Source organism: Cytobacillus massiliigabonensis, from assembly GCF_900199725.1.
Classification (GTDB): Bacteria; Bacillota; Bacilli; order Bacillales; family Cytobacillaceae; genus Cytobacillus; species Cytobacillus massiliigabonensis.
Genome location: NZ_LT904904.1, coordinates 778,526 through 797,581 on the forward strand (window position 1 = coordinate 778,526; position 19,056 = coordinate 797,581).

At 37.5% G+C, this 19,056-nt stretch carries 19 protein-coding genes and 1 other RNA gene; 16 read left to right on the forward strand and 4 right to left on the reverse strand.

What is annotated here, in order from left to right:
- Positions 1-516 precede the first annotated feature (516 nt).
- The 10 genes from smpB (at position 517) to C1726_RS14870 (ending at position 8,588) form a co-directional block, all read left to right on the forward strand.
- Positions 517-984: an SsrA-binding protein SmpB gene (gene smpB / locus C1726_RS14825; RefSeq protein ID WP_102273869.1), complete on the forward strand. Its 468-nt coding sequence runs from the start codon at positions 517-519 to the stop codon at positions 982-984.
- A gap of 330 nt (positions 985-1,314) precedes the next feature.
- Positions 1,315-1,673, forward strand: a transfer-messenger RNA (tmRNA) gene (ssrA, locus tag C1726_RS14830).
- A 380-nt stretch (positions 1,674-2,053) separates the two neighbouring features.
- Positions 2,054-2,581 carry a YceI family protein gene (locus C1726_RS14835; protein ID WP_102273870.1) on the forward strand — a complete coding sequence of 176 codons (528 nt, stop codon included), beginning with the start codon at positions 2,054-2,056 and terminating at the stop codon, positions 2,579-2,581.
- Positions 2,582-2,665: 84 nt separating this feature from the next.
- Positions 2,666-3,100 (forward strand): MarR family winged helix-turn-helix transcriptional regulator, encoded by a 435-nt coding sequence (locus C1726_RS14840; protein WP_102273871.1) that lies wholly within the window; start codon positions 2,666-2,668, stop codon positions 3,098-3,100.
- A gap of 195 nt (positions 3,101-3,295) precedes the next feature.
- Positions 3,296-3,889 carry an NADPH-dependent FMN reductase gene (locus C1726_RS14845; RefSeq protein WP_102273872.1) on the forward strand — a complete coding sequence of 198 codons (594 nt, stop codon included), beginning with the start codon at positions 3,296-3,298 and terminating at the stop codon, positions 3,887-3,889.
- Positions 3,890-4,064: 175 nt separating this feature from the next.
- Positions 4,065-5,003 carry a ring-cleaving dioxygenase gene (locus C1726_RS14850; protein WP_102273873.1) on the forward strand — a complete coding sequence of 313 codons (939 nt, stop codon included), beginning with the start codon at positions 4,065-4,067 and terminating at the stop codon, positions 5,001-5,003.
- A 22-nt stretch (positions 5,004-5,025) separates the two neighbouring features.
- On the forward strand, positions 5,026-5,634 hold the full coding sequence (locus C1726_RS14855; RefSeq protein WP_102273874.1) for a flavin reductase family protein: 609 nt from the start codon (positions 5,026-5,028) through the stop codon (positions 5,632-5,634).
- 35 nt (positions 5,635-5,669) lie between these two features.
- Entirely contained in the window at positions 5,670-6,614 is a 945-nt protein-coding gene (locus C1726_RS14860; RefSeq protein WP_102275820.1) for a ring-cleaving dioxygenase, read from the forward strand.
- Positions 6,614-7,216 (forward strand): alpha/beta hydrolase, encoded by a 603-nt coding sequence (locus tag C1726_RS14865; RefSeq protein ID WP_102273875.1) that lies wholly within the window; start codon positions 6,614-6,616, stop codon positions 7,214-7,216. Before C1726_RS14860 ends, C1726_RS14865 begins: the two co-directional genes overlap by 1 nt.
- 535 nt (positions 7,217-7,751) lie before the next feature.
- Positions 7,752-8,588 (forward strand): helix-turn-helix domain-containing protein, encoded by an 837-nt coding sequence (locus tag C1726_RS14870; RefSeq protein WP_102273876.1) that lies wholly within the window; start codon positions 7,752-7,754, stop codon positions 8,586-8,588.
- A gap of 95 nt (positions 8,589-8,683) precedes the next feature.
- Here the strand turns inward: C1726_RS14870 and C1726_RS14875 are convergent, their stop codons facing one another.
- Positions 8,684-9,427, reverse strand: coding sequence for a MerR family transcriptional regulator (locus tag C1726_RS14875; protein WP_102273877.1), 744 nt, complete (start codon positions 9,425-9,427; stop codon positions 8,684-8,686).
- Between the two features lie 267 nt (positions 9,428-9,694).
- On the opposite strand from C1726_RS14875, the gene C1726_RS14880 reads away from it, so the two are divergent.
- The gene (locus tag C1726_RS14880) at positions 9,695-10,441 is read left to right on the forward strand and encodes an ABC transporter ATP-binding protein (RefSeq protein WP_102273878.1); all 747 of its coding nucleotides are present in this window, start codon (positions 9,695-9,697) and stop codon (positions 10,439-10,441) included.
- The gene (locus C1726_RS14885) at positions 10,438-12,396 is read left to right on the forward strand and encodes an ABC transporter permease (protein ID WP_102273879.1); all 1,959 of its coding nucleotides are present in this window, start codon (positions 10,438-10,440) and stop codon (positions 12,394-12,396) included. The genes C1726_RS14880 and C1726_RS14885 overlap by 4 nt, the downstream gene beginning before the upstream one ends.
- Before the next feature lie 4 nt (positions 12,397-12,400).
- Here the strand turns inward: C1726_RS14885 and C1726_RS14890 are convergent, their stop codons facing one another.
- Entirely contained in the window at positions 12,401-13,396 is a 996-nt protein-coding gene (locus C1726_RS14890; protein ID WP_102273880.1) for a sensor histidine kinase, read from the reverse strand.
- On the reverse strand, positions 13,393-14,067 hold the full coding sequence (locus C1726_RS14895; RefSeq protein ID WP_102273881.1) for a response regulator transcription factor: 675 nt from the start codon (positions 14,065-14,067) through the stop codon (positions 13,393-13,395). Before C1726_RS14895 ends, C1726_RS14890 begins: the two co-directional genes overlap by 4 nt.
- A 214-nt stretch (positions 14,068-14,281) precedes the next feature.
- Here C1726_RS14895 and C1726_RS14900 point away from each other — a divergent pair, with 214 nt between their 5' ends.
- Together C1726_RS14900 and pdxR are read left to right on the forward strand one after the other, a co-directional pair.
- A complete protein-coding gene (locus tag C1726_RS14900; RefSeq protein WP_102273882.1) occupies positions 14,282-14,476 on the forward strand; it encodes a hypothetical protein in 195 nt (64 codons plus the stop codon).
- A gap of 104 nt (positions 14,477-14,580) precedes the next feature.
- Positions 14,581-16,014, forward strand: a complete 1,434-nt coding sequence (pdxR, locus tag C1726_RS14905) for a MocR-like pyridoxine biosynthesis transcription factor PdxR (RefSeq protein WP_102273883.1) — start codon at positions 14,581-14,583, stop codon at positions 16,012-16,014.
- 112 nt (positions 16,015-16,126) lie between these two features.
- On the opposite strand, the gene C1726_RS14910 is transcribed toward pdxR, so the two are convergent.
- A complete protein-coding gene (locus C1726_RS14910) occupies positions 16,127-16,894 on the reverse strand; it encodes a MerR family transcriptional regulator (protein ID WP_102273884.1) in 768 nt (255 codons plus the stop codon).
- Between the two features lie 275 nt (positions 16,895-17,169).
- Here C1726_RS14910 and C1726_RS14915 point away from each other — a divergent pair, with 275 nt between their 5' ends.
- Both C1726_RS14915 and C1726_RS14920 read left to right on the forward strand, forming a co-directional pair.
- The gene (locus C1726_RS14915; protein ID WP_102273885.1) at positions 17,170-18,363 is read left to right on the forward strand and encodes a YhgE/Pip domain-containing protein; all 1,194 of its coding nucleotides are present in this window, start codon (positions 17,170-17,172) and stop codon (positions 18,361-18,363) included.
- Positions 18,364-18,407: 44 nt separating this feature from the next.
- Entirely contained in the window at positions 18,408-18,944 is a 537-nt protein-coding gene (locus C1726_RS14920) for a PadR family transcriptional regulator (RefSeq protein ID WP_102273886.1), read from the forward strand.
- Positions 18,945-19,056 lie beyond the last annotated feature (112 nt).

Here is a 19,056-nt window from a genome sequence, read left to right on the forward strand (position 1 = left end):
CGAGAAGAGTAAAAAAGCGAGACCGCGGTCACGAAAGAGTCTGAATTGTGCCCGAGAAGAGTAAAAAAGCGAGACCGCGGTCACGAAAGAGGCAGAATTGTGCCCGAGAAGAATAAAAAAGCGAGACTCCGGTCACGAAAGAGTCTGAATTGTGCCCGAGAAGAGTAAAAAAGCGAGACCCCGGTCACGAAAGAGTCTGAATTGTGCCCGAGAAGAGTAAAAAAGCGAGACCACGGTTACGAAAGAGGCAGAATTGTGCCCGAAAAGAGTAAAAAAGCGAGGCCGCGGTCACGAAAGAGTCTGGATTGTGCCCGAAAAGAATAAAAAAGCGAAAATATGGTCACTAGAAGGGAAACTGTTAACTAAAAAGACCTTGCATAAGTAAGGCTTTCCCCTAGATTGGAAGGGCTCTTCGTTGAGAGGACTCTATTTTTTTGGTACAATATAAAAAACTTTATTCTATCTGACAGCCCCCAAAATGAACTGACAGATTAGAAGAAGCAAGGGGGAATGGCAATGCCAAAAGGCGCAGGGAAAATGATCGCGCAAAATAAAAAGGCTTATCATGACTATTCAATAGAAGAGACGTATGAAGCTGGGATAGTCCTGCAAGGTACGGAAATTAAATCGATTAGACAGGGAAAAGTGAATTTGAAAGACTCCTATGCAAGAATTGATAAAGGAGAAGTGTTCTTAATCGGGATGCACGTCAGTCCATATGAACAGGGCAACCGCTACAACCATGATCCGCTCCGAGAAAGAAAGCTGCTTCTGCATAATAAAGAAATCAGCAAACTCATTGGAGAAACGAAAGAAATTGGCTACGCACTTGTCCCATTAAAGCTTTACTTGAAAAATGGATACGCAAAAGTTTTAATAGGTCTTGCTAAAGGGAAAAAGAAGTATGATAAGCGTGAGGATTTAAAGAAGAAAGAAGCAAAACGCGAAGTGGAGCGTGCTTTTAGAGAAAGACAGAAAATGTAATTACAAAAACTTACAATTGAATTTGCAGTTATATATGCTATAATAATAAATGTCACAGCGAGTGACATTAACAATCTTTAGCTCAGCTCTTTGAGCATTCCGGATGTCGTCAGCGTAAAAAATTCGCTGCACATCATTGAAAAAAAGCGGCAATTAGATCGAGGAAACGATTGAGGAAGTCCCGGAGCGTACGTATTTGTACGAGAGGATGCTGACGACCTTCGTTGACGAAGAGATTCACCGCTGATATTTCTTAGCTGTCCAGCTCTAGGCATCATCGGCTCGAGGTCATAAGCCGATAACTAGGCGCGCTTAGCGCATTTCTATAATGGGGACGCTACGGATTCGACAGGGATAGTTCGAGCTTAGGTTGCGAGTCGAGGGGATCGGCCTCGTTAAAACGTCAAAGCCTATAACTGGCAAACAACAAAACAACTTCGCTTTAGCTGCTTAATAGCGCTTAGCGGTTCGCCCCTCCATTGCCCATGTGGTAGGGTAGCGGACTCACTCTAAGTGGGCTACGCCGGATTCCACCGTCTGAGGAAAAAGGAAGAGAACAACCAGACTAGCTGACCGGACGCCTGTCGATAGGCAGAAGGATCGGCGAAATGCGAATATGTCGACTACACTCGTAGAAGCTTAAGTGCCGATGTTTCTGGACGAGGGTTCGACTCCCTCCGTCTCCACCAAATACATATTTGGTGGTTTTTTATTTTGTGAGTTTAAAATCACTCATATATTTTTACAATAATTGGATTGGATAAGCGAATAATATGCTTCAAACATAAAATAAAGTTACAGTCTCACCCCTTTTGGATTTTTTCTTTAAAGGGGTGTTTCTTTGTAAGGAACCTCCTTAATTTTGGTTGAGTATAAATGAATTTGGAAATAGGAAAAAAAACTGAAATAATATATTACCTAAAAATGTTGACAATGAATAAGTACATGTGATAAATTTATCTCGAGTTAAAGATACTTTAATTCGAATAAAAATGAAGCACTTATTTTTTTGAACACATATCTCGAATTCAAGATAAAAATTATCCTAAACAAATTGGAGGAAGTTAAAATGGCAAAATGGACAGTAGATCAATCACATTCATCAGTAGGATTTGAAGTAAAACACATGATGGTATCAAAAGTAAAAGGTCAGTTTGATTCTTATACAGCAAATGTAGAAGCAGCTGATTTATCCGATTTAACAACTGCTTCAATCTCATTCAAGTTTGATGTTGCTAGTATTAACACAAAAAATGAAGATCGAGATAATCACTTGAAATCAGCTGATTTCTTTGATGTAGAGAGTAATCCATCCATTGACTTTACTTCTACAAGCATTACAAAAGATGGAGATGACTACAAAGTAACTGGTGACTTAACAATCAAGGGTGTAACTAAACAAGTAACATTCGATGTTGAATACGGTGGCAAAGGAACAAATCCATGGGGTGTTGAAGTGTATGGTTTCGAAGCAGAAACAAAAATCAACCGCGAGGAATTTGGTCTTACATGGAACGCAGCACTTGAAACAGGTGGCGTCTTAGTGGGAAAAGATATCAAAATTAAAGTTGAATTAGAAGTAAATCCAGCAGCATAATTAGTATTTTTAAAGCTTGAGGGATGAAGCTGAAATTTACATGATAAGTTCAGAATCATTTACTTGTTTTAAGGAGTGATATGAATGGGTAGAGCTAGTGATGAATTGAAAGCCGAAACTGTCATACTTCGTGCCTCCCAAGCTATTCAAGAAGTCATTCGAAAAGATGTAGCAAATTATGGGTTAAATCCTACGGAATATTCGGTCTTAGAACTGTTGTATCATATGGGGGACCAACCCATTCAAATGATTGGAAAGAAGGTTCTTATTTCCAGCAGCAGCATCACCTATGTTGTAGACAAACTTGAGCAAAAAAAGTATGTAAGACGCCAAGGATGTCCAGAAGATCGACGAGTTATATATGCAGTTTTAACTGGTGAAGGCAAAGCATTAATGGATGAAATCATCCCACAGCATGCAATCAAAATTGAAGAAGTTTTTAATGATTTAAATGCGGATGAGGTTAATCAAACAATTGAATTATTAAAGCGAGTAGGTTGTAAAGCAATAAACAATTAATTTTTTTATAGTAAAATCTCAAATCCGAGATAACTTAAATAGAGAGATTATTCATGGGCGCATAAACTTAAAAAGGTCTACATCACGGTTCTGCAATTATAAGCAGTAAATAAATTGAACATTAGTAAGCCAAATTCATGCAATTTATAAATTGAAAATGAACAAGGAATACTTGTAAGGAGGTGAACAAATAAAATGGGATTTTTAACTAAATTATTTGGAGCAAAACAAGAGGAGGAAGAAACGATGACAAAATTAAACATTGGTATTATTTTAGGGTCTACACGTGAAGGAAGAGTGAGTCCACAAGTAGGTGCATGGGTAAAAGAAATCGCAGACAAACGCGGTGACGCTAACTATACAGTTATTGATATTGCAGATTACAAACTGCCATTACTTGGTGAAGCAGGTGCAGACGCTTCAGGTGCAGCAGCATGGTCAGAAATCATTGCAGCTCAAGATGGATTCGTATTTATCGTTCAAGAATACAACCATTCCATTACTGGTGCACTTAAAAATGCATTAGACTATCTTCGTGACGAGTGGAATAACAAAGCAGCTGGAATCGTATCTTACGGTTCAGTAGGCGGTGCTCGTGCAGCAGAACATTTACGTGGCATTTTAGGAGAATTGCTAGTTGCTGACGTTCGTGTGCATCCAGCACTGTCATTATTTACTGATTTTGAAAACGGTACTGACTTTAAACCAAAGGCAGTCCAAGAGGATTCAGTTAACCAAATGTTAGATCAATTACTTCCTTGGTCAAAAGCATTATTCACAATCCGATAAACTTTAGTAAATCTAACTAAAAATATACTATATACATGTGTATAATCTATGCACATGTATATAGTAACAATCATGAAAAGAAGTATGAAGGTTGAGCAGATCATTATCAAACAATCTTGATGGATGTGCTCAGTAATTATGCTAAAGATAAATAAGTGCAGATGGAGTGAAAAAAATGAGCAAAAAAACAATGGGGATACACCATATTACAGCAATTGTCGGACACCCGCAAGAAAATATTGATTTTTACGCTGGAGTATTAGGTTTGCGTTTAGTGAAACAAACAGTCAATTTCGATGATCCAGGAACCTACCATCTTTATTTTGGAAATGAAGGAGGAAAGCCTGGTACGATTATTACATTTTTCCCATGGGCAGGAGCTCGCCAAGGGGTGATTGGGGATGGACAAGTAGGGGTTACTTCTTATGTTATTCCAGAGGGCTCATTGGAATTTTGGAAAAAGAGATTGGATAAATTTAATGTTCATTATACGATCATGGAACGTTTTGGAGAAGAGTATTTGGCCTTTGATGATCCTCATGGTCTGCACTTGGAAATGGTTGAAAGAGAAGCAGGGGAAAATAACCCTTGGACTTTTGGAGAGATAACACCTGATGTCGCGATCAAAGGTTTTGGTGGAGCTACCCTATTATCTGCTCAACCGGACAAAACAGCAGAATTATTAAAAAAAGTAATGGGACTAGAAGAAGTGGGTCAAGAGGGAGACTTTATTCGTTTTCGTTCAACGGCTGAAATAGGAAATATCATTGACCTAAAATTGACAACGACTGGCCGTGGGCAAATGGGCGTTGGAACAGTTCATCACATTGCATGGCGGGCAAAAGATGATGAGGATCAATTAGATTGGCAGAAGTATGTAGCGGCTAATGGGTATGGTGTTACTCCTGTAAGGGATAGAAATTATTTTAATGCGATTTACTTTAGAGAGCATGGAGAAATTCTGTTCGAAATTGCGACGGATCCGCCAGGGTTTTCACACGATGAATCCCATGAAACGATGGGTGATAAATTAATGTTGCCTGAGCAGTATGAGCAATATAGAGAACAGCTTGAACGAACATTGATTCCGATTGAAGTGAGAGAGTTAGATTAATTGATGGAAAGGAATGATCACTTTGCTATCGATTGACCCAGAATCCATGTCTGAAAGGGAAAACTATAAATTATTGATAGGAAGTATAATTCCTAGACCGATTGCATTTGTTACAACAATGTCGAAGGATGGAGTTTTGAACGGTGCACCATTTAGCTACTTTACTATTGTTTCATCAAATCCTCCAATGATATCGTTATCCATTCAACGCTCAAACGGAAAAATGAAGGATACCGCCCGAAATATCTTGGAATCAAAAGAATTTGTTATCCACATAGTTGATGAACAAAATGTAGAAAAAATCAATCAAACAGCGGCCAGCCTCTCATCTGAACAAAGTGAAGTAGAGGCAGTGGATCTAACACCTGTCCAAAGTATGCGGATATCCGTGCCGGGTGTGAAAGAATCGAAAATTCGAATGGAATGTATAGTAGAGCAATCTTTAGAATTAGGGGGCACAGATACTCCTGGCTGTGATCTGGTAATTGGAAGAGTCGTACAATTTCATATAGAAGATGGGATTTATGATAAAGGAAGAATTGATCCTAAGGGACTAGCAGCCATAAGCAGATTGGCAGGACAATCTTACGCAAAAATTGGAGAGATTTTCGAAATAGAAAGACCGAAATAGGATGATTTCAAAATTTGGATGTGGAGCGAAAAAATATGCTTAATACAGCAGGTATTCATCATATATCAGCGATGGTAAACGATGCACAGCGGAATATTGATTTTTATGCAGGGGTACTAGGGTTACGGCTTGTCAAAAAAACAATTAATTTTGACCGCCCAGAAGTATATCATCTATACTTTGGAAATGGAACGGGAGAACCAGGTACAATTATTACTTTCTTTCCATGGGCGAAACAGCTAAAAGGAAGAATTGGAACAGGCCAGGTAGGTGTTACTAGCTATTCCATACCTAAGGGATCTGCATCATTTTGGGAACACCGATTGAAAAAATTTGATGTGGAATACACCACCATGAATCGTTTTGGTGAAACCTATATAAAATTTAATGACCCAGACGGGCTCCATCTTGAATTAGTTGAGCGCGAGGAAGGACCGATAAATACTTGGAGCTTTGGAGACGTTCACAAGGAGAATGCCATAAAAGGGTTTGATGGAGCAGTATTGTATTCTGCACAGCCACATAAGACAGCGGATGTTTTAGAAAATATTCTCGGAGTGGAATGTATCGGACAAGAACAGGAATTTCTTAGATTCAAGTCTCATGCACATATTGGAAATATCATTGACATCCATTTAAAACCAGCTGTTCGAGGGTTAATGGGAGCTGGGACGGTTCACCATATCGCATGGAGAGCAAAAGATGAAGAAGAGCATCAAAGATGGAGAACGCTGCTCCTTGAAAAAGGATATTATCCAACAGAGATCCTTGATCGGAACTACTTCAAAGCACTGTATTTTCATGAAGGCGGCGGCATTCTCTTTGAAATCGCAACAGACCCTCCTGGATTTACGGTAGATGAACCAGCTGACCAGCTTGGAGGGAAACTGATGCTGCCATCCTGGTTGGAACCGAAAAGAGAAGAATTAGAGGAAATGTTACCTGATGTGAAGGTACGTGTACTAGAGGGGGATAAATAATGAAACACATATTTAATAAGGGGCAAAATCCAGCAAAACCAACGTTATTAATGCTGCATGGAACCGGTGGGAACGAACTGGACTTATTGCCGCTAGCAGGAAGAATAGATGATGAAGCAAATGTGTTAGCTGTCCGCGGAAATGTATTAGAAAATGGAATGCCTAGATTCTTTCGCAGATTAGCAGAAGGTGTATTTGATGAAGAGGATTTAATTTTTCGAACGAGGGAATTAAATGATTTCCTTACGGAGGCTGCAGAAAAGTATGAATTTGATCGTAATAACATCATCGCTATCGGTTATTCAAATGGAGCAAATATAGCAGCCAGCCTGCTATTTCATTTCCAAAATGCATTAAAAGGTGCGATTCTTCACCATCCTATGGTACCAAGAAGAGGAATCGAGCTTCCAGACCTATCTGGGAAGTCCGTCTTTATTGCGGCAGGAACAAACGATCCGATTTGCTCACCGGAGGAGTCAGTGGAATTGCAAAATTTACTAGTAAAAGCAAATGCGGATGTAGAACTTCATTGGGAGAATAGAGGTCATCAATTGACCATGAATGAAGTAGAAAAGGCTCAGGAGTGGTATTTAAAGCTGTAATCTAAGCTCTTCAGAGGCTAGTGTTGATTTATCTGTGAAAACGGAAGTTTGAATAAAAGTGATAGGTACAAGGAAAATTATAAGTTGTTTTTGAAGATAATATTTCTCGTCAGTTTTATGAATCACTTGGAGGCAGAAAAATAGATACTGTTGAAGTGTTGAAATTGAAGGAAAGAAATTTTCTGAACTTGTATATAGTTTAAAAAATATTGGAAGTAATTATGAATATTTCTTCTGCAATCTGGCGCTATCCAGTAATAAGGATCAGCGCTTATTTTCGTTTCAGGCTATTTTTTGGAGTAAGGATTTTTGCTAATGGGAGGACAGAGGAAGAAGAAATTGTGGAAATTGATGCCTAACTCAAGCGTTCCTTTAGTTGGGCTAATTGGCGTATTTTGCCTAGCTAATTAGTCAAAATAATCTGATGCAAAGGGGTTTCTGGAAGGGAAACAAACAACTCAATGAGAACTTGATATACTTTCTTCGTTTGATTGTCTAGACTTAAATTATTCAAACAAAGGGAGTGATAGAAGCGATGGATATGAAGAAGATTGGCAAGCAAATTGCAAAATTGAGGAAAGAAAATCAGTTTACGCAAATGGGGGTGGCAGATAAGTTAGGCGTTACATACCAGGCTATCAGCAATTGGGAGCGTGGGGAAACTATGCCGGATATCACAAAGCTGCCTGAATTAGCTGAAGTATTAGGCGTTAGCATTGATGAACTGCTATTAAATCAAAAAGAGACAGCTGCGGTTAAACAGTTAATTGAGAAAAAGGAGGGGGAGCCAGCCGATATTCCCCTTGAAGAAATTAAGACACTGGCTCCCATTTTAACAGTTAATCAAGTTGATCTCTCGGTAAAGCCGAATGAGAAAAGTCTCCGAACCTCTGATTTGAACGTGCTTGCACCCCATTTGAGCGAAGCGTATTTGGAAGAATTAGTTGAGGAATTTTACCAAGAGAATGGGCTGTATGATTTAGTGAAGCTGTTTCCATTTCTAAGTGAGGAGTACTTGTCAAACCTAGCAGAAAGAGAGTATGCGTCGAACGGAATAAAGGCACTGAAGTATCTTGTTCCTTTTCTTTCTGAAGAAAGCATTGGAGATATCGCAAAGAAGGAATTCTCGAAAAATGGTCTTCGTGAATTGAATGGTCTATTTCCCTTTTTAAACAAGAAATGCATGGAGGAGATTAGTAAGCAAAGCTGTGAACGTAATGGCCTCTCTTCAATCTGCAGCGCCGCACCATTCCTTGATAATGAATTCTTGCAAGAACTGGCTAAGGATGCGCTTGAAAAACAGGGATTTTCTGAAATACAGCCACTGCTGCCTTTTATAGATGCAGATAGGCTTGTCAAAGAAAGAAGATAAATGAGCAAGATATAGGGGCAGCACATCAAAGCTACAGAATAGAATAGTTCCTCAGAACTCATCAAAAAAGACAGCAGGGAAATTTTCCTGCTGTCTTAATTTATTAATAAATTTTCTGCAACTGCTACTAAATAGTATGTTAGTCCGATTTGCTGTTGTTCTAACATGTCTCTATGAAAATCATCTTGGAGGAAAAACTTAGTTTGATTAACGTAATCTTCTTTGCTGATAGGATGGCCGTTTTTGTTTAAAAACTTGAGGTGCTGGTTAACGGCATGTTGTACACTTGAATCGTTATACTTTACTCCATTTCTTAAAAATTCCGCCATTCTATCTGTGAAGTTTTTTGCTTCAATTGCCATTATATTCATTTCGCTAATGTTAATAGAGGTGGTATTAATTTCTGTATTATAGTTTTCCTTTAAATAATTATTTTGCTGTTCAAGAGCATTTTTCCATTCTTCCTCCGTTTCAAAGCCTTTAAACATTAATGTATTGTCCATTTTTTCACCCTTCTTTGTATATTCTATTGAACGTGTAATTGTTTTGATTAATTGTTGGTATCTCCAAATTTTCTTTTCAAAAAGAATCATCTGTTTTTCTAAAGTAATGACTCTATTTGAGTTTTCTCCCAGTAAATTTTTTATATCCAACAAAGGAATATCTAACTCTTTATAAAAAAGAATTTCTTGTAGCCTATTTATTTCTTTTAACCCATAATACCGATAGCCTGTTTCACTAATTTCGTTAGGAATTAATAAGCCAATCTTATGATAGTGATGAAGGGTCTTGATGGAAACACCAGCTATACGTGATAAATCTTTCACTGTTAATTTCATTATTTCCTCCTTTCGACATCAACTATGAGGTATTACCTAAGGTTAGAGTCAAGTTTTTTTATGAAAATTATTTATACGTATTATCTTTTGTATTGGATATCATAACAAACCTTGTAGGTACCAGTTTTATAATTAATGCTTAGTGCAAGCCTAATTCAAGAAAATCTATTTCTCAACATGACAAAAATGTCACTTTAGACATTGGTAAATCGATGGTTGGCAGGAAAATTAGCCGGTATATTAAAGTGGAGAAGGAGGATGGATCAAATGACTGCAATTATACAAACAAAAAACTTATCGAAATCTTATGGAAAGACGCATGTCTTAAAGAATATTGATTTAAAAATTGAGCAAGGGGAATTCACTGCGATTATGGGACCTTCCGGTTCAGGGAAAACGACATTAATGAATACTCTTTCAACGATTGATTCCTTTAATGGAGGAGATGTTTGGATCGAGGGGCAATCGCTGTTAGATTTAAAAAAGAAAGCATTACGAGAATTCCGCCAAAGGCGAATGGGATTTATTTTTCAAGATTACAATTTGCTGGATACCTTAACGGTGAAGGAGAATATCCTGCTGCCCCTCTCGCTGCAAAAAACACCTGCCCGTGTAATGGAGGAGCGACTAGCGAATTTGATTGAAGCGTTAAATATTGAATCGATTTTACATCAATATCCATCTGAAATTTCCGGCGGTCAAAAGCAGCGTACAGCTGCTGCAAGGGCAATCATAACCAATCCGGCGATTGTGTTTGCCGATGAGCCAACAGGTGCACTTGATTCAAGGTCTGCCACCCAGCTGTTAGAACAAATTCAATTACTCAATAAAACGTTTAAGACAACCGTTTTGATGATTACACACGATCCGTATGCAGCGAGCTACTGCCAGCGTGTTATTTTTCTTCGTGATGGAAAAATCGTAAATGAAATGTTTAAAGGGGAACAATCGGAAAAAGAATTTTTTGATAAAATCCTAACGATTCAAAGTGCTATAGGAAGTGACCGGCGATGAACATAGTTGATTTATCATGGAGGAATATGAAGCGGAACTTCCGTTTATATACCATATATTTTATTTCCATGCTTGTCGGGGTTGTCATTTACTTTACCTTTTCAGGCTTAATGTTTAACGAAGATGTTGTAGAAGCGATTCAAAATAAAGAAAACTACAAAATGGTCATTTTCATTGCCTCTATTATCGTTTTTTTGTTTATTGTGTTCTTTATTTTGTATGCTAACTCTTTCTTCATGAAGCAGAGGAAAAAGGAATTTGGGATGTATTTACTTTATGGGATGAAGGAACGGCAAGTTGCGGCAATGGTCTTTTTTGAAACGTTATTCCTAAGCGCCATTTCTGTTTCTAGCGGCATCTTAATCGGAGGCTTACTATCTAAATTTTTCGGTGCGGTATTAATGAACTTAATGCATTACAATGACGATATTTCTTTTGCTTTTCCGCTTGAAGCAATCGGCTTAACTATTGCTTTATTTGCTTTATTAATCGTCATTATTACGATCCAAAGTTATTTTAATGTGCGTCGTGTCCAATTAGTTGAATTGTTTCATGCAAAAGATAAAATGGACAAACCGCTAACTTTTTCTCGTGTCTTGGCGATAGTATCCATCCTATTGATTACAGCTTCCTATTACATGATTACCATAGCAGATAGCACAGACATATGGAAAGATTATTTCAATCAAGCATTAATTGCTACAACAGTGGCATTGATTGTGGGAACGTACTTATTTTTTCGTCAGTTTTCCGGCTGGCTTTTGCAAAAAATGAGCCAAAGCAAAAATTACTTTCATGGCAATAAAATGTTATGGATTTCCTCCCTTCGTTTTTCCATTCGCGGAAATACTGTAAACTTTACTTTTAATTCGCTAATTAGTGCGATTGTCATTTTTACAGTTGGCTTTATTGCTGTCGATTACGCCGTAAAAGGGGAGGTTGTAAAAAAAGAATTTCCTAACCATTTTGCATTTTCGACGCAGGATGCTGAAACACAAAAGTATATTGAGAAACTGATGGATGACTCACACCCAATTATCGGTCATGAAACCATTACAGGAATTCAAACAGAAAAAATCCAAAATAGAAAAACGTTTTTAAGCCATCCTGAATATTACACAGAGGAGTTTTACCTTTTCCCTGAGTCACAATTAAATGCAATTGTTGAATTGCGTGAAGTGGGTGAAAAAGTAGATTTAAAAGGGGAAGAAGCCATTGTATTAACGAGAGGAATCGATGACCCGGTCAAATATAAAAGTCCTGAGCCAACAATGACCGTTTTAGACGGCTATACCTTTCATATAGCGGAGAAAATAAGATACCCATTGTTAAGTATCCCAACAAAGCCTGGTGGAGATACCGATCTTCAGCCTTCTGTACTCATTATCTCAGACGAAGCTTTCGAGAACTTAAAAGAAAAGTATACGCTCTCTTCCTATGAAATTTATCAAATTGAAGATCCGAAAACATCGAATGACCTATCACGAAAAATATATGATATCGTGATGCAAGCAGAAGGAACTTATTATTCAGCCTATATCGATATGCATTCTACGGATACAGAGTCGTCCTCTCTAGTATTGTTCTCTGTTGCGTTTTTTGCGGTCATTGCCTTGTTTGCTTTAGGAAGTGTCATTTATTTTAAACAGCTGCGTGAAGCTACGGAAGAGCGGGAACATTATGCTATTTTACGAAAAATGGGTGTTGATGATAAAGAAATAAAAAAGATTATTCGGAAACAATTGCTGTTTGTATTTTTACCGCCACTTATACTTGGGCTAGTGCATAGCTGGTTTCTCCTATATTACTCAGCTATCCTGGCGATAAAAGATTTACCATCCTTAACAACAATTATTTTTTCTGTTATGGGATTGTATGTGTTGACGTATCTCATTTTTTACGTATCATCTGCATCCATTTACTATAAAATTATCAGTGAAAAAAACACACGGTGAGATTTTACTCACCGTGTGTTTTTTTCAGCAGTACATATGGATCGATATCAAGCGGGAAGTGAATGATAAATTCGGAGAACTCCTTCACTTTCGACGTACAGCTAATATAATGTCCTAATTTGTTGCTTAACTGCTGCGCTAAATATAAACCCATTCCTGTCGACTTTGCATGTGTACGTCCCGTTTCTCCGGTAAAGCCGCGATTAAAAATTCGCGGAAGATCTTTCTGGCTGATGCCAATCCCATTGTCCCGAATCAGGAACTGTTTTTCTTTAGGAGATTCGGATATAGATATAGTGATTTCCCCACCAGGCTGGGTATATTTTAAACTATTCGTCAACAGCTGATTGATGATGAACTGAAGCCATTTTGGATCACTTTGAACCTCCAGCTGGTCTGCAAGGAAGTGAATGCGGATTTTTTTTGAAAAAAAGGTTTTCGAATGAGACTTTACCATCTCCTTTGAAATTTTGATCATATCACATTTTTGTATATCGTAATCCTGGTTAAAGCTGTCGAGCTTGGCGTAATAGAGAGCTTGATCGACGTAATTTTCAATCTTCGTGATTTCTTCCCTTAAACTATCTGCGTTCATATCGGTTTGCTGAAGTAGGCGAAGAACAGCAATCGGTGTTTTTATTTCATGAAACCAGGAGACGATAAAATCATAATGTTCATTTTTTCTTTCCTGAATCTGATTCATCTCACGGATATGCTCTTTTTTTAGCTCTTCAATGTGAGCTTTTGCAAACTCTCCTTCCAGAGACAAACTTTCATAATCCTCACTATTCATCTGCCGGATTACACGTACATGCTGCTGGTAGCGAAATAATAGAAAACCGAGTAACACAATCGAGGATAGGGTGAAGGCATAGATGAATGTCTCCCATGTCCAGCTTCCGTCGGCATCAGTGAAGAATACTGCAGCCGAGATCAAGAAACTAGCTAGATACAAATAAATATAAGGCTTTTCATAGGTTAAATAGCGCAGAAAGGTCATTCGATTAAATACCCCATTCCTTTTCGGGTGACAATGTAGCCCTCTAGTCCCAGCGCAGCAATTTTTTTTCGCATCCGGTTCACGTTTACGGTCAGTGTGTTATCATCGACGAATTGTTCTTCATTCCATAAAGACTGCATTAAGTCTTCACGCGAAACAATCTTCCCGAGATTCCGCATCATTAATTGTAAAAGGATAAATTCATTTCTGCTTAATTCAATCGTTTGTCCATTATATTCAATGGTCGAATTCGTTACATGTAACTTCAAGCCTCGATGCTGGAAGCTGATATTCTTATCGCCCTCATAGGTATATTTGCGGCGGATGAGCGCGCTGATCTTTGCAATTAGGATATCTAAATCAAAAGGCTTCTGGATAAAGTCATCCCCACCCATATTAATCGCCATAATGATATCCATATTTTGATTTCTGGATGAAAGGAATATGATCGGAACCTTGGAAATCGAACGTATTTGCTGACACCAGTAGTACCCATCAAAAACCGGAAGATTAATATCTATAAGAACGAGGTGCGGATTATTGTGTTCAAATGCTGTAAGCACCTGGTCAAATTGGGTTACTTCCACCACATCATACTGCCACTTTTTTAGCGTATCAGCGACAATCCTTCTAATTTTTTCATCGTCCTCAATAATCATTATCCTATACATGAAATCCCTCATTATTGTAGAAATAGTCACTGCATTTATTTTAGCACAAACTTTGGAGGATTTTTATGCAAGGAAAGTATGGGTGTCAACTCCTCTTAGAACTTAAATTTATATAGTGGATGGTGAAAATTATTCTAAAGTGGATCGGTAAATTCCAATTGATCTATTTTATACTGATTACTTAATATAGTTGATAATTGTATAGAGGTGGACGATGAAAATTCTAATAGCTTTTGTCTTTATTATTTTGTTAATCGCCTTGGTTGGGACGTTAATGGTAACGAGAAAGACGGATGAAAAATATAGCGAAACGGCAAAAAAAAATACGGCCAACTTAACGTTAATATATGTTGCGGTTATTCTCATATCTGTTACCGCACTCGGAGTGTACATTAGCTTTTTTACTTAATCAAGTATGGGCAGGATCGTTCAATTTGTGATCTAATTATCGTTATAATAGATGGAAATAATGAAAATAAGGTTATAATTTTGAATGAAAAGAGATGTAATGAAATGGACTGGAATATTGATAGAAAAGCTAAAAAGCCAATATATAAACAAATTGCTGTTTATATTGAAAATGGAATTGCTGATGGAACGTTTCCGCCAGATAAACCACTTCCATCGGAAAGATACTTAGCGAAAGAACTAAATATCAATAGGAGTACAGTTGTAGCTGCATATGATGAGCTTGAATCAAATGGTTTAGTTCAAAGAGTTCGCGGAAGCGGCACGATGATAAGCAAGGATATTTGGGGGATAACAAAAAAACGTATCCCTAGCTGGAACAGATATATTGAAGCTGGTTCATTTTTGCCAAATCTGCCGCTCACCCAAAGAATACGCAAAGAGATGGAAGAGCAAGAACTAATCAATTTAGCCAGCGGTGAATTATCAGAGGATCTCTTTCCAACAAGTACATTAAGGGAAATTACGTCCACTCGCTCTTTTATTGGTCGGTTAGGTTATGATCATCCCCAAGGGAATGCAGGATTAAGGACGACCATTGCAAAGCATGTAAAGGAGTTTCGCGATATTGAAACAAATCCCTCTTCTATTCTAATTACTTCTGGCGCACAGCAAGCTTTGCATTTAGTCGTTCAATGTTTGTTAAAGCCTGGGGATGCAGTGTTAATAGAAGACCCGTCCTATCATTACAATCTTCCAATATTTCAAACAGCAGGTATAAAAACGTACTATTTACCAGTCAATGATCAGAGAATAGACACTGACGAGTTAATAGCATTACATAAAAAACATCGCATTCGAATGATATTTTTAAATCCAGCTTTTCAAAATCCAACAGGCACTTTGCTAAAAGAGGGTCAGCGGAAAGCTATTTTGGAAATATCCTCTGAACATGGCATACCTGTAGTGGAAGATGATCCATATAGTTTAATGTCTTTTAACGGCGACAGAGTTTCAACATTAAAGTCGATGGATACCCATGGGAATGTCCTATACATTAGTTCTTTATCAAAGGTTGTTGCTTCGGGTCTTAGAATTGGCTGGATTATTGGTCCGAGATCGGTAATAGAAAGATTATCTGATGCCAAACAGCAAATTGATTTTGGACATGCAAGCTTTACTCAATGGATCGCTAACGATTTTTTAGAATCAGCACATTTCCATTCACATATTCAGAAATTAGTGAAGGAATTAGAGAAGCGGCGGGATCAAATTGTCTCAAGCCTTAATTACTATTTAAAAGATCAAGTGGTATATACGATTCCTCAAGGTGGAATCCATATTTGGTGTAAATTAAGAAGAGACGCAGATGAAATAAAGTTATTGGAAAATGCGATTAAGCGTGGAGTCATTTACGTGCCTGGGACTACAATGGGATCCAAAAAAGGGTGTGTGCGATTTACTTTTGCTAGAGAAAATGAGAAGGCTATCGAAGAAGGAATCAAGCGCTTTGCAGGTGCACTAAACGCTTCCATATAAAAAAGAGAGTCATGGCTGCGCTCATGATTCTCTTTTTTTGTTGTAAAGTATTATCTTTATTGCCGCAAAACTGATTTGCAAATTGTGACAACACCAAAGGTACTCTATATTTCTAGTTCGATTCTGTTTGTTTCATACAGTATTCCATTGCTTGGTTAAGCCATAGCTGCTCATCTTCTGTAAATGGGGAAGGGGTCATGTTTTCAAGTTCTTGAATATCGAATTCTTCAACGTCAGCATCAGCTAGTTTTTGTATTAAATCCTCACCAAGAAATGCAAAAGATGCTTCAATATATGTTTTAATCATTTCTTGTACTTTAGGGTCCTCTACAGGTTTGCCGTAAAGCTGTTTTACTTCCTTAGCCAGTTGAATAAATGTTTGATCTAAGGTGCTTTTCTCATCTTCCGTTTTTTTTGACAATTCTTCTACTATATCTGCTTGCATGTGCCGCTCCATCCATTCCTTTTGTATATGTTCCGTTTGCATGCTATGGATGAGGCTGAATAAGATGGCACTTTCTACTTCCTCTTCTTCCCTTAGTAACTTAGTAACTCTCTTAATTGCCGCTATTGATTGTCCGATTCTTTCTTTTTCCTTTTCTAATGCTTGTAAGTGGAGAGATAACGTTTCATTTAAATCATCAGTAAAGCTTGATTCATGTAATAAGTGAAGGATTTTATCCAGGCTATACCCAAGAAACTTTAGACTTACAATTTTCTGCAAAGTGAGGATATCTTGGTGACAGTAAATTCGATGTCCTGACGTTGGGTTCTTTTCTGGCTGTAAAAGACCGATTTCGTCATAGTAGTGCAAAGTACGAATGGATATTCCTGTTTTTTCCGAGAATTCTCCAATAGAAAACGTAGCATTTCCTTTCATCAAAAATTCCTCCCCTATGAAAGTATAGGTTTATTATAAAACCTAACGTAGCTGTAGGTTCAAGTGGGAAATTAGATCATAAATAAAGTTTTGAAGGAATTGATTGCTATTAAAATTAAAAACTAGTTTTACCTATAAAAATGTTATTAATAAGATTTATTGATTGACTTTATATTTGAACATAGAATAAAATAGGAAAGTAATTTAATTTAAGTACTCTAATTAAAGTACTTTGATTGAAATAGAAAACTATTCAGTTTAAGGAAGGATACATCATGAAATTTACTCAATTCATAAAAACAAAAGGTGCGATTGCTGCTATTATCATGGGGATTTTCTATTCTCTTGCCATGCTAGGCATCTTTTTGCCAGGTTATACAGCAATTCCTGGAAATATTGATAAGCTGCCGATTGCCATTGTCAATGATGATGCTGGGGAATACGGGGCAAAGATTGCCGATCAGTTACAGGAAAATTTACCGTTTAAAGAAATCAATACAGATTTATCAAATAAACAAGCTTTAAAAGATTTAGAGAAAAATGATTTAGCATTAGTCGTGCACATCCCTGAAACATTTTCTGCGGATATGCAAGAGGGCAAAACGTCATCAAGTATCGACTTTACAATGAATGAGGCAGGAGCAACGGTTGTTTCTTCTAGTATGAATTCCATCGTCACACAAATTAACAATCAGATTAGCGCACAATTCACGCAGCAAACAGCTCAAAGTGTGTTAATGAATTTACATGTACCAGAAAAGCAAGCTGCTGAATTGGCAGAAAAGATTGAAACAGCTTATGTGGGAAAAATTGTTACTATTAATGATATTCCAAATGGAATGCATCATAATATGCTTCCAATGTTCTTAACAATGGCAGGCTATGTTGGTGCGATGATCGGAGCGATGCAATTAGTAAGTGCTTTTAAAGCTAGCCGCGGAAAAGCAAGTAAAACTCGTTTATTCATTTATGTACAATTAGTTGCATTATTGATTGCGGCAGTATCATCATTAGCTGCTGCAGGCATAGCCTACTTAGTGAATGAACCAAGTGGAGAACTGTTCTTTAGCCTGTTAGGACAACAAGTTTTAAACTATATGGTTGCCTTTAACTTCACTGCGATTTTAATTTTCTTAGTTGGTGAGGGCGGGATGATCTTAAACTTGCCAATTTTATTGATACAAACAATTGCAAATGGCGCAACCATTACACGTGAAATGATGTACCTTCCATATGAATGGATGAGCTACATCTCACCAATGTATTACTCTGTACAAGCGTATTTCGCAAACTTATACGGCAGCATTAGTCCAAGTCCCTATATTTGGTCTATGGTCGCAGTTGGTGCAGCTGCGATGTTAATTAATATCGCTATCGTCACATTCTTGCATAAACCAATGCCAGTTGAGGAACTAGAAGCAAAGACCGAAACAGAAGATGTAAAGAATGCAGCTGAAGTTACAGCTTAGTTTTGCTAAAATAAGAGGAAACTCTTCTTGAAGGAGCATCGAGTATGTCCATTCAAATTTTTATATTGAGCAAACTAATGGTGGATAATAATTATCCCTATAAATTAAAGAAACAGCTTTCAGAGCCTATTCCATTGGATGAACTAGGCGGGCTGACAGAAAGCAAGTTGTACTACCATTTCGATTCATTAGCCAAGAAAGGTTTAATTGAGCCAGTCAAAATTATAAAGGAAGAGCACCGTCCAGATAAGCAAGTATTTGCTATTACGGAAAAAGGTCGTGAAGCACTGCCGACATTAATCTACAAACTGTTTGAACAGGCAGAAGACATGAAGGATATGGTCGTTGGCTTAGCAAACATGAAGTATGTGAATCGTGATCAAGTAGCAGAAATACTTGAAAGAAAATTAAAAAATATCAAGACTGTCTCGGAGAAACTCAATCATTTTGAGCATGTAAAGACTGGCGATGATTCGGAGAAAATTAGAGAATTTTTGAGTGGCTATTTTTCAACTAGAACAGAGCATACGATAGAGTGGCTTGAAAAGTTAATTATTCATATTAAACAGGAAGAAATATGATGGGATTGTAGAATCAACTCCTACACCGGATGAGCAATTTAAATCTCACTACGATTTTAATAAAGCTATGTGAAAATGATATTCACATAGCTTTTTGTTTAGATGTGTTAGG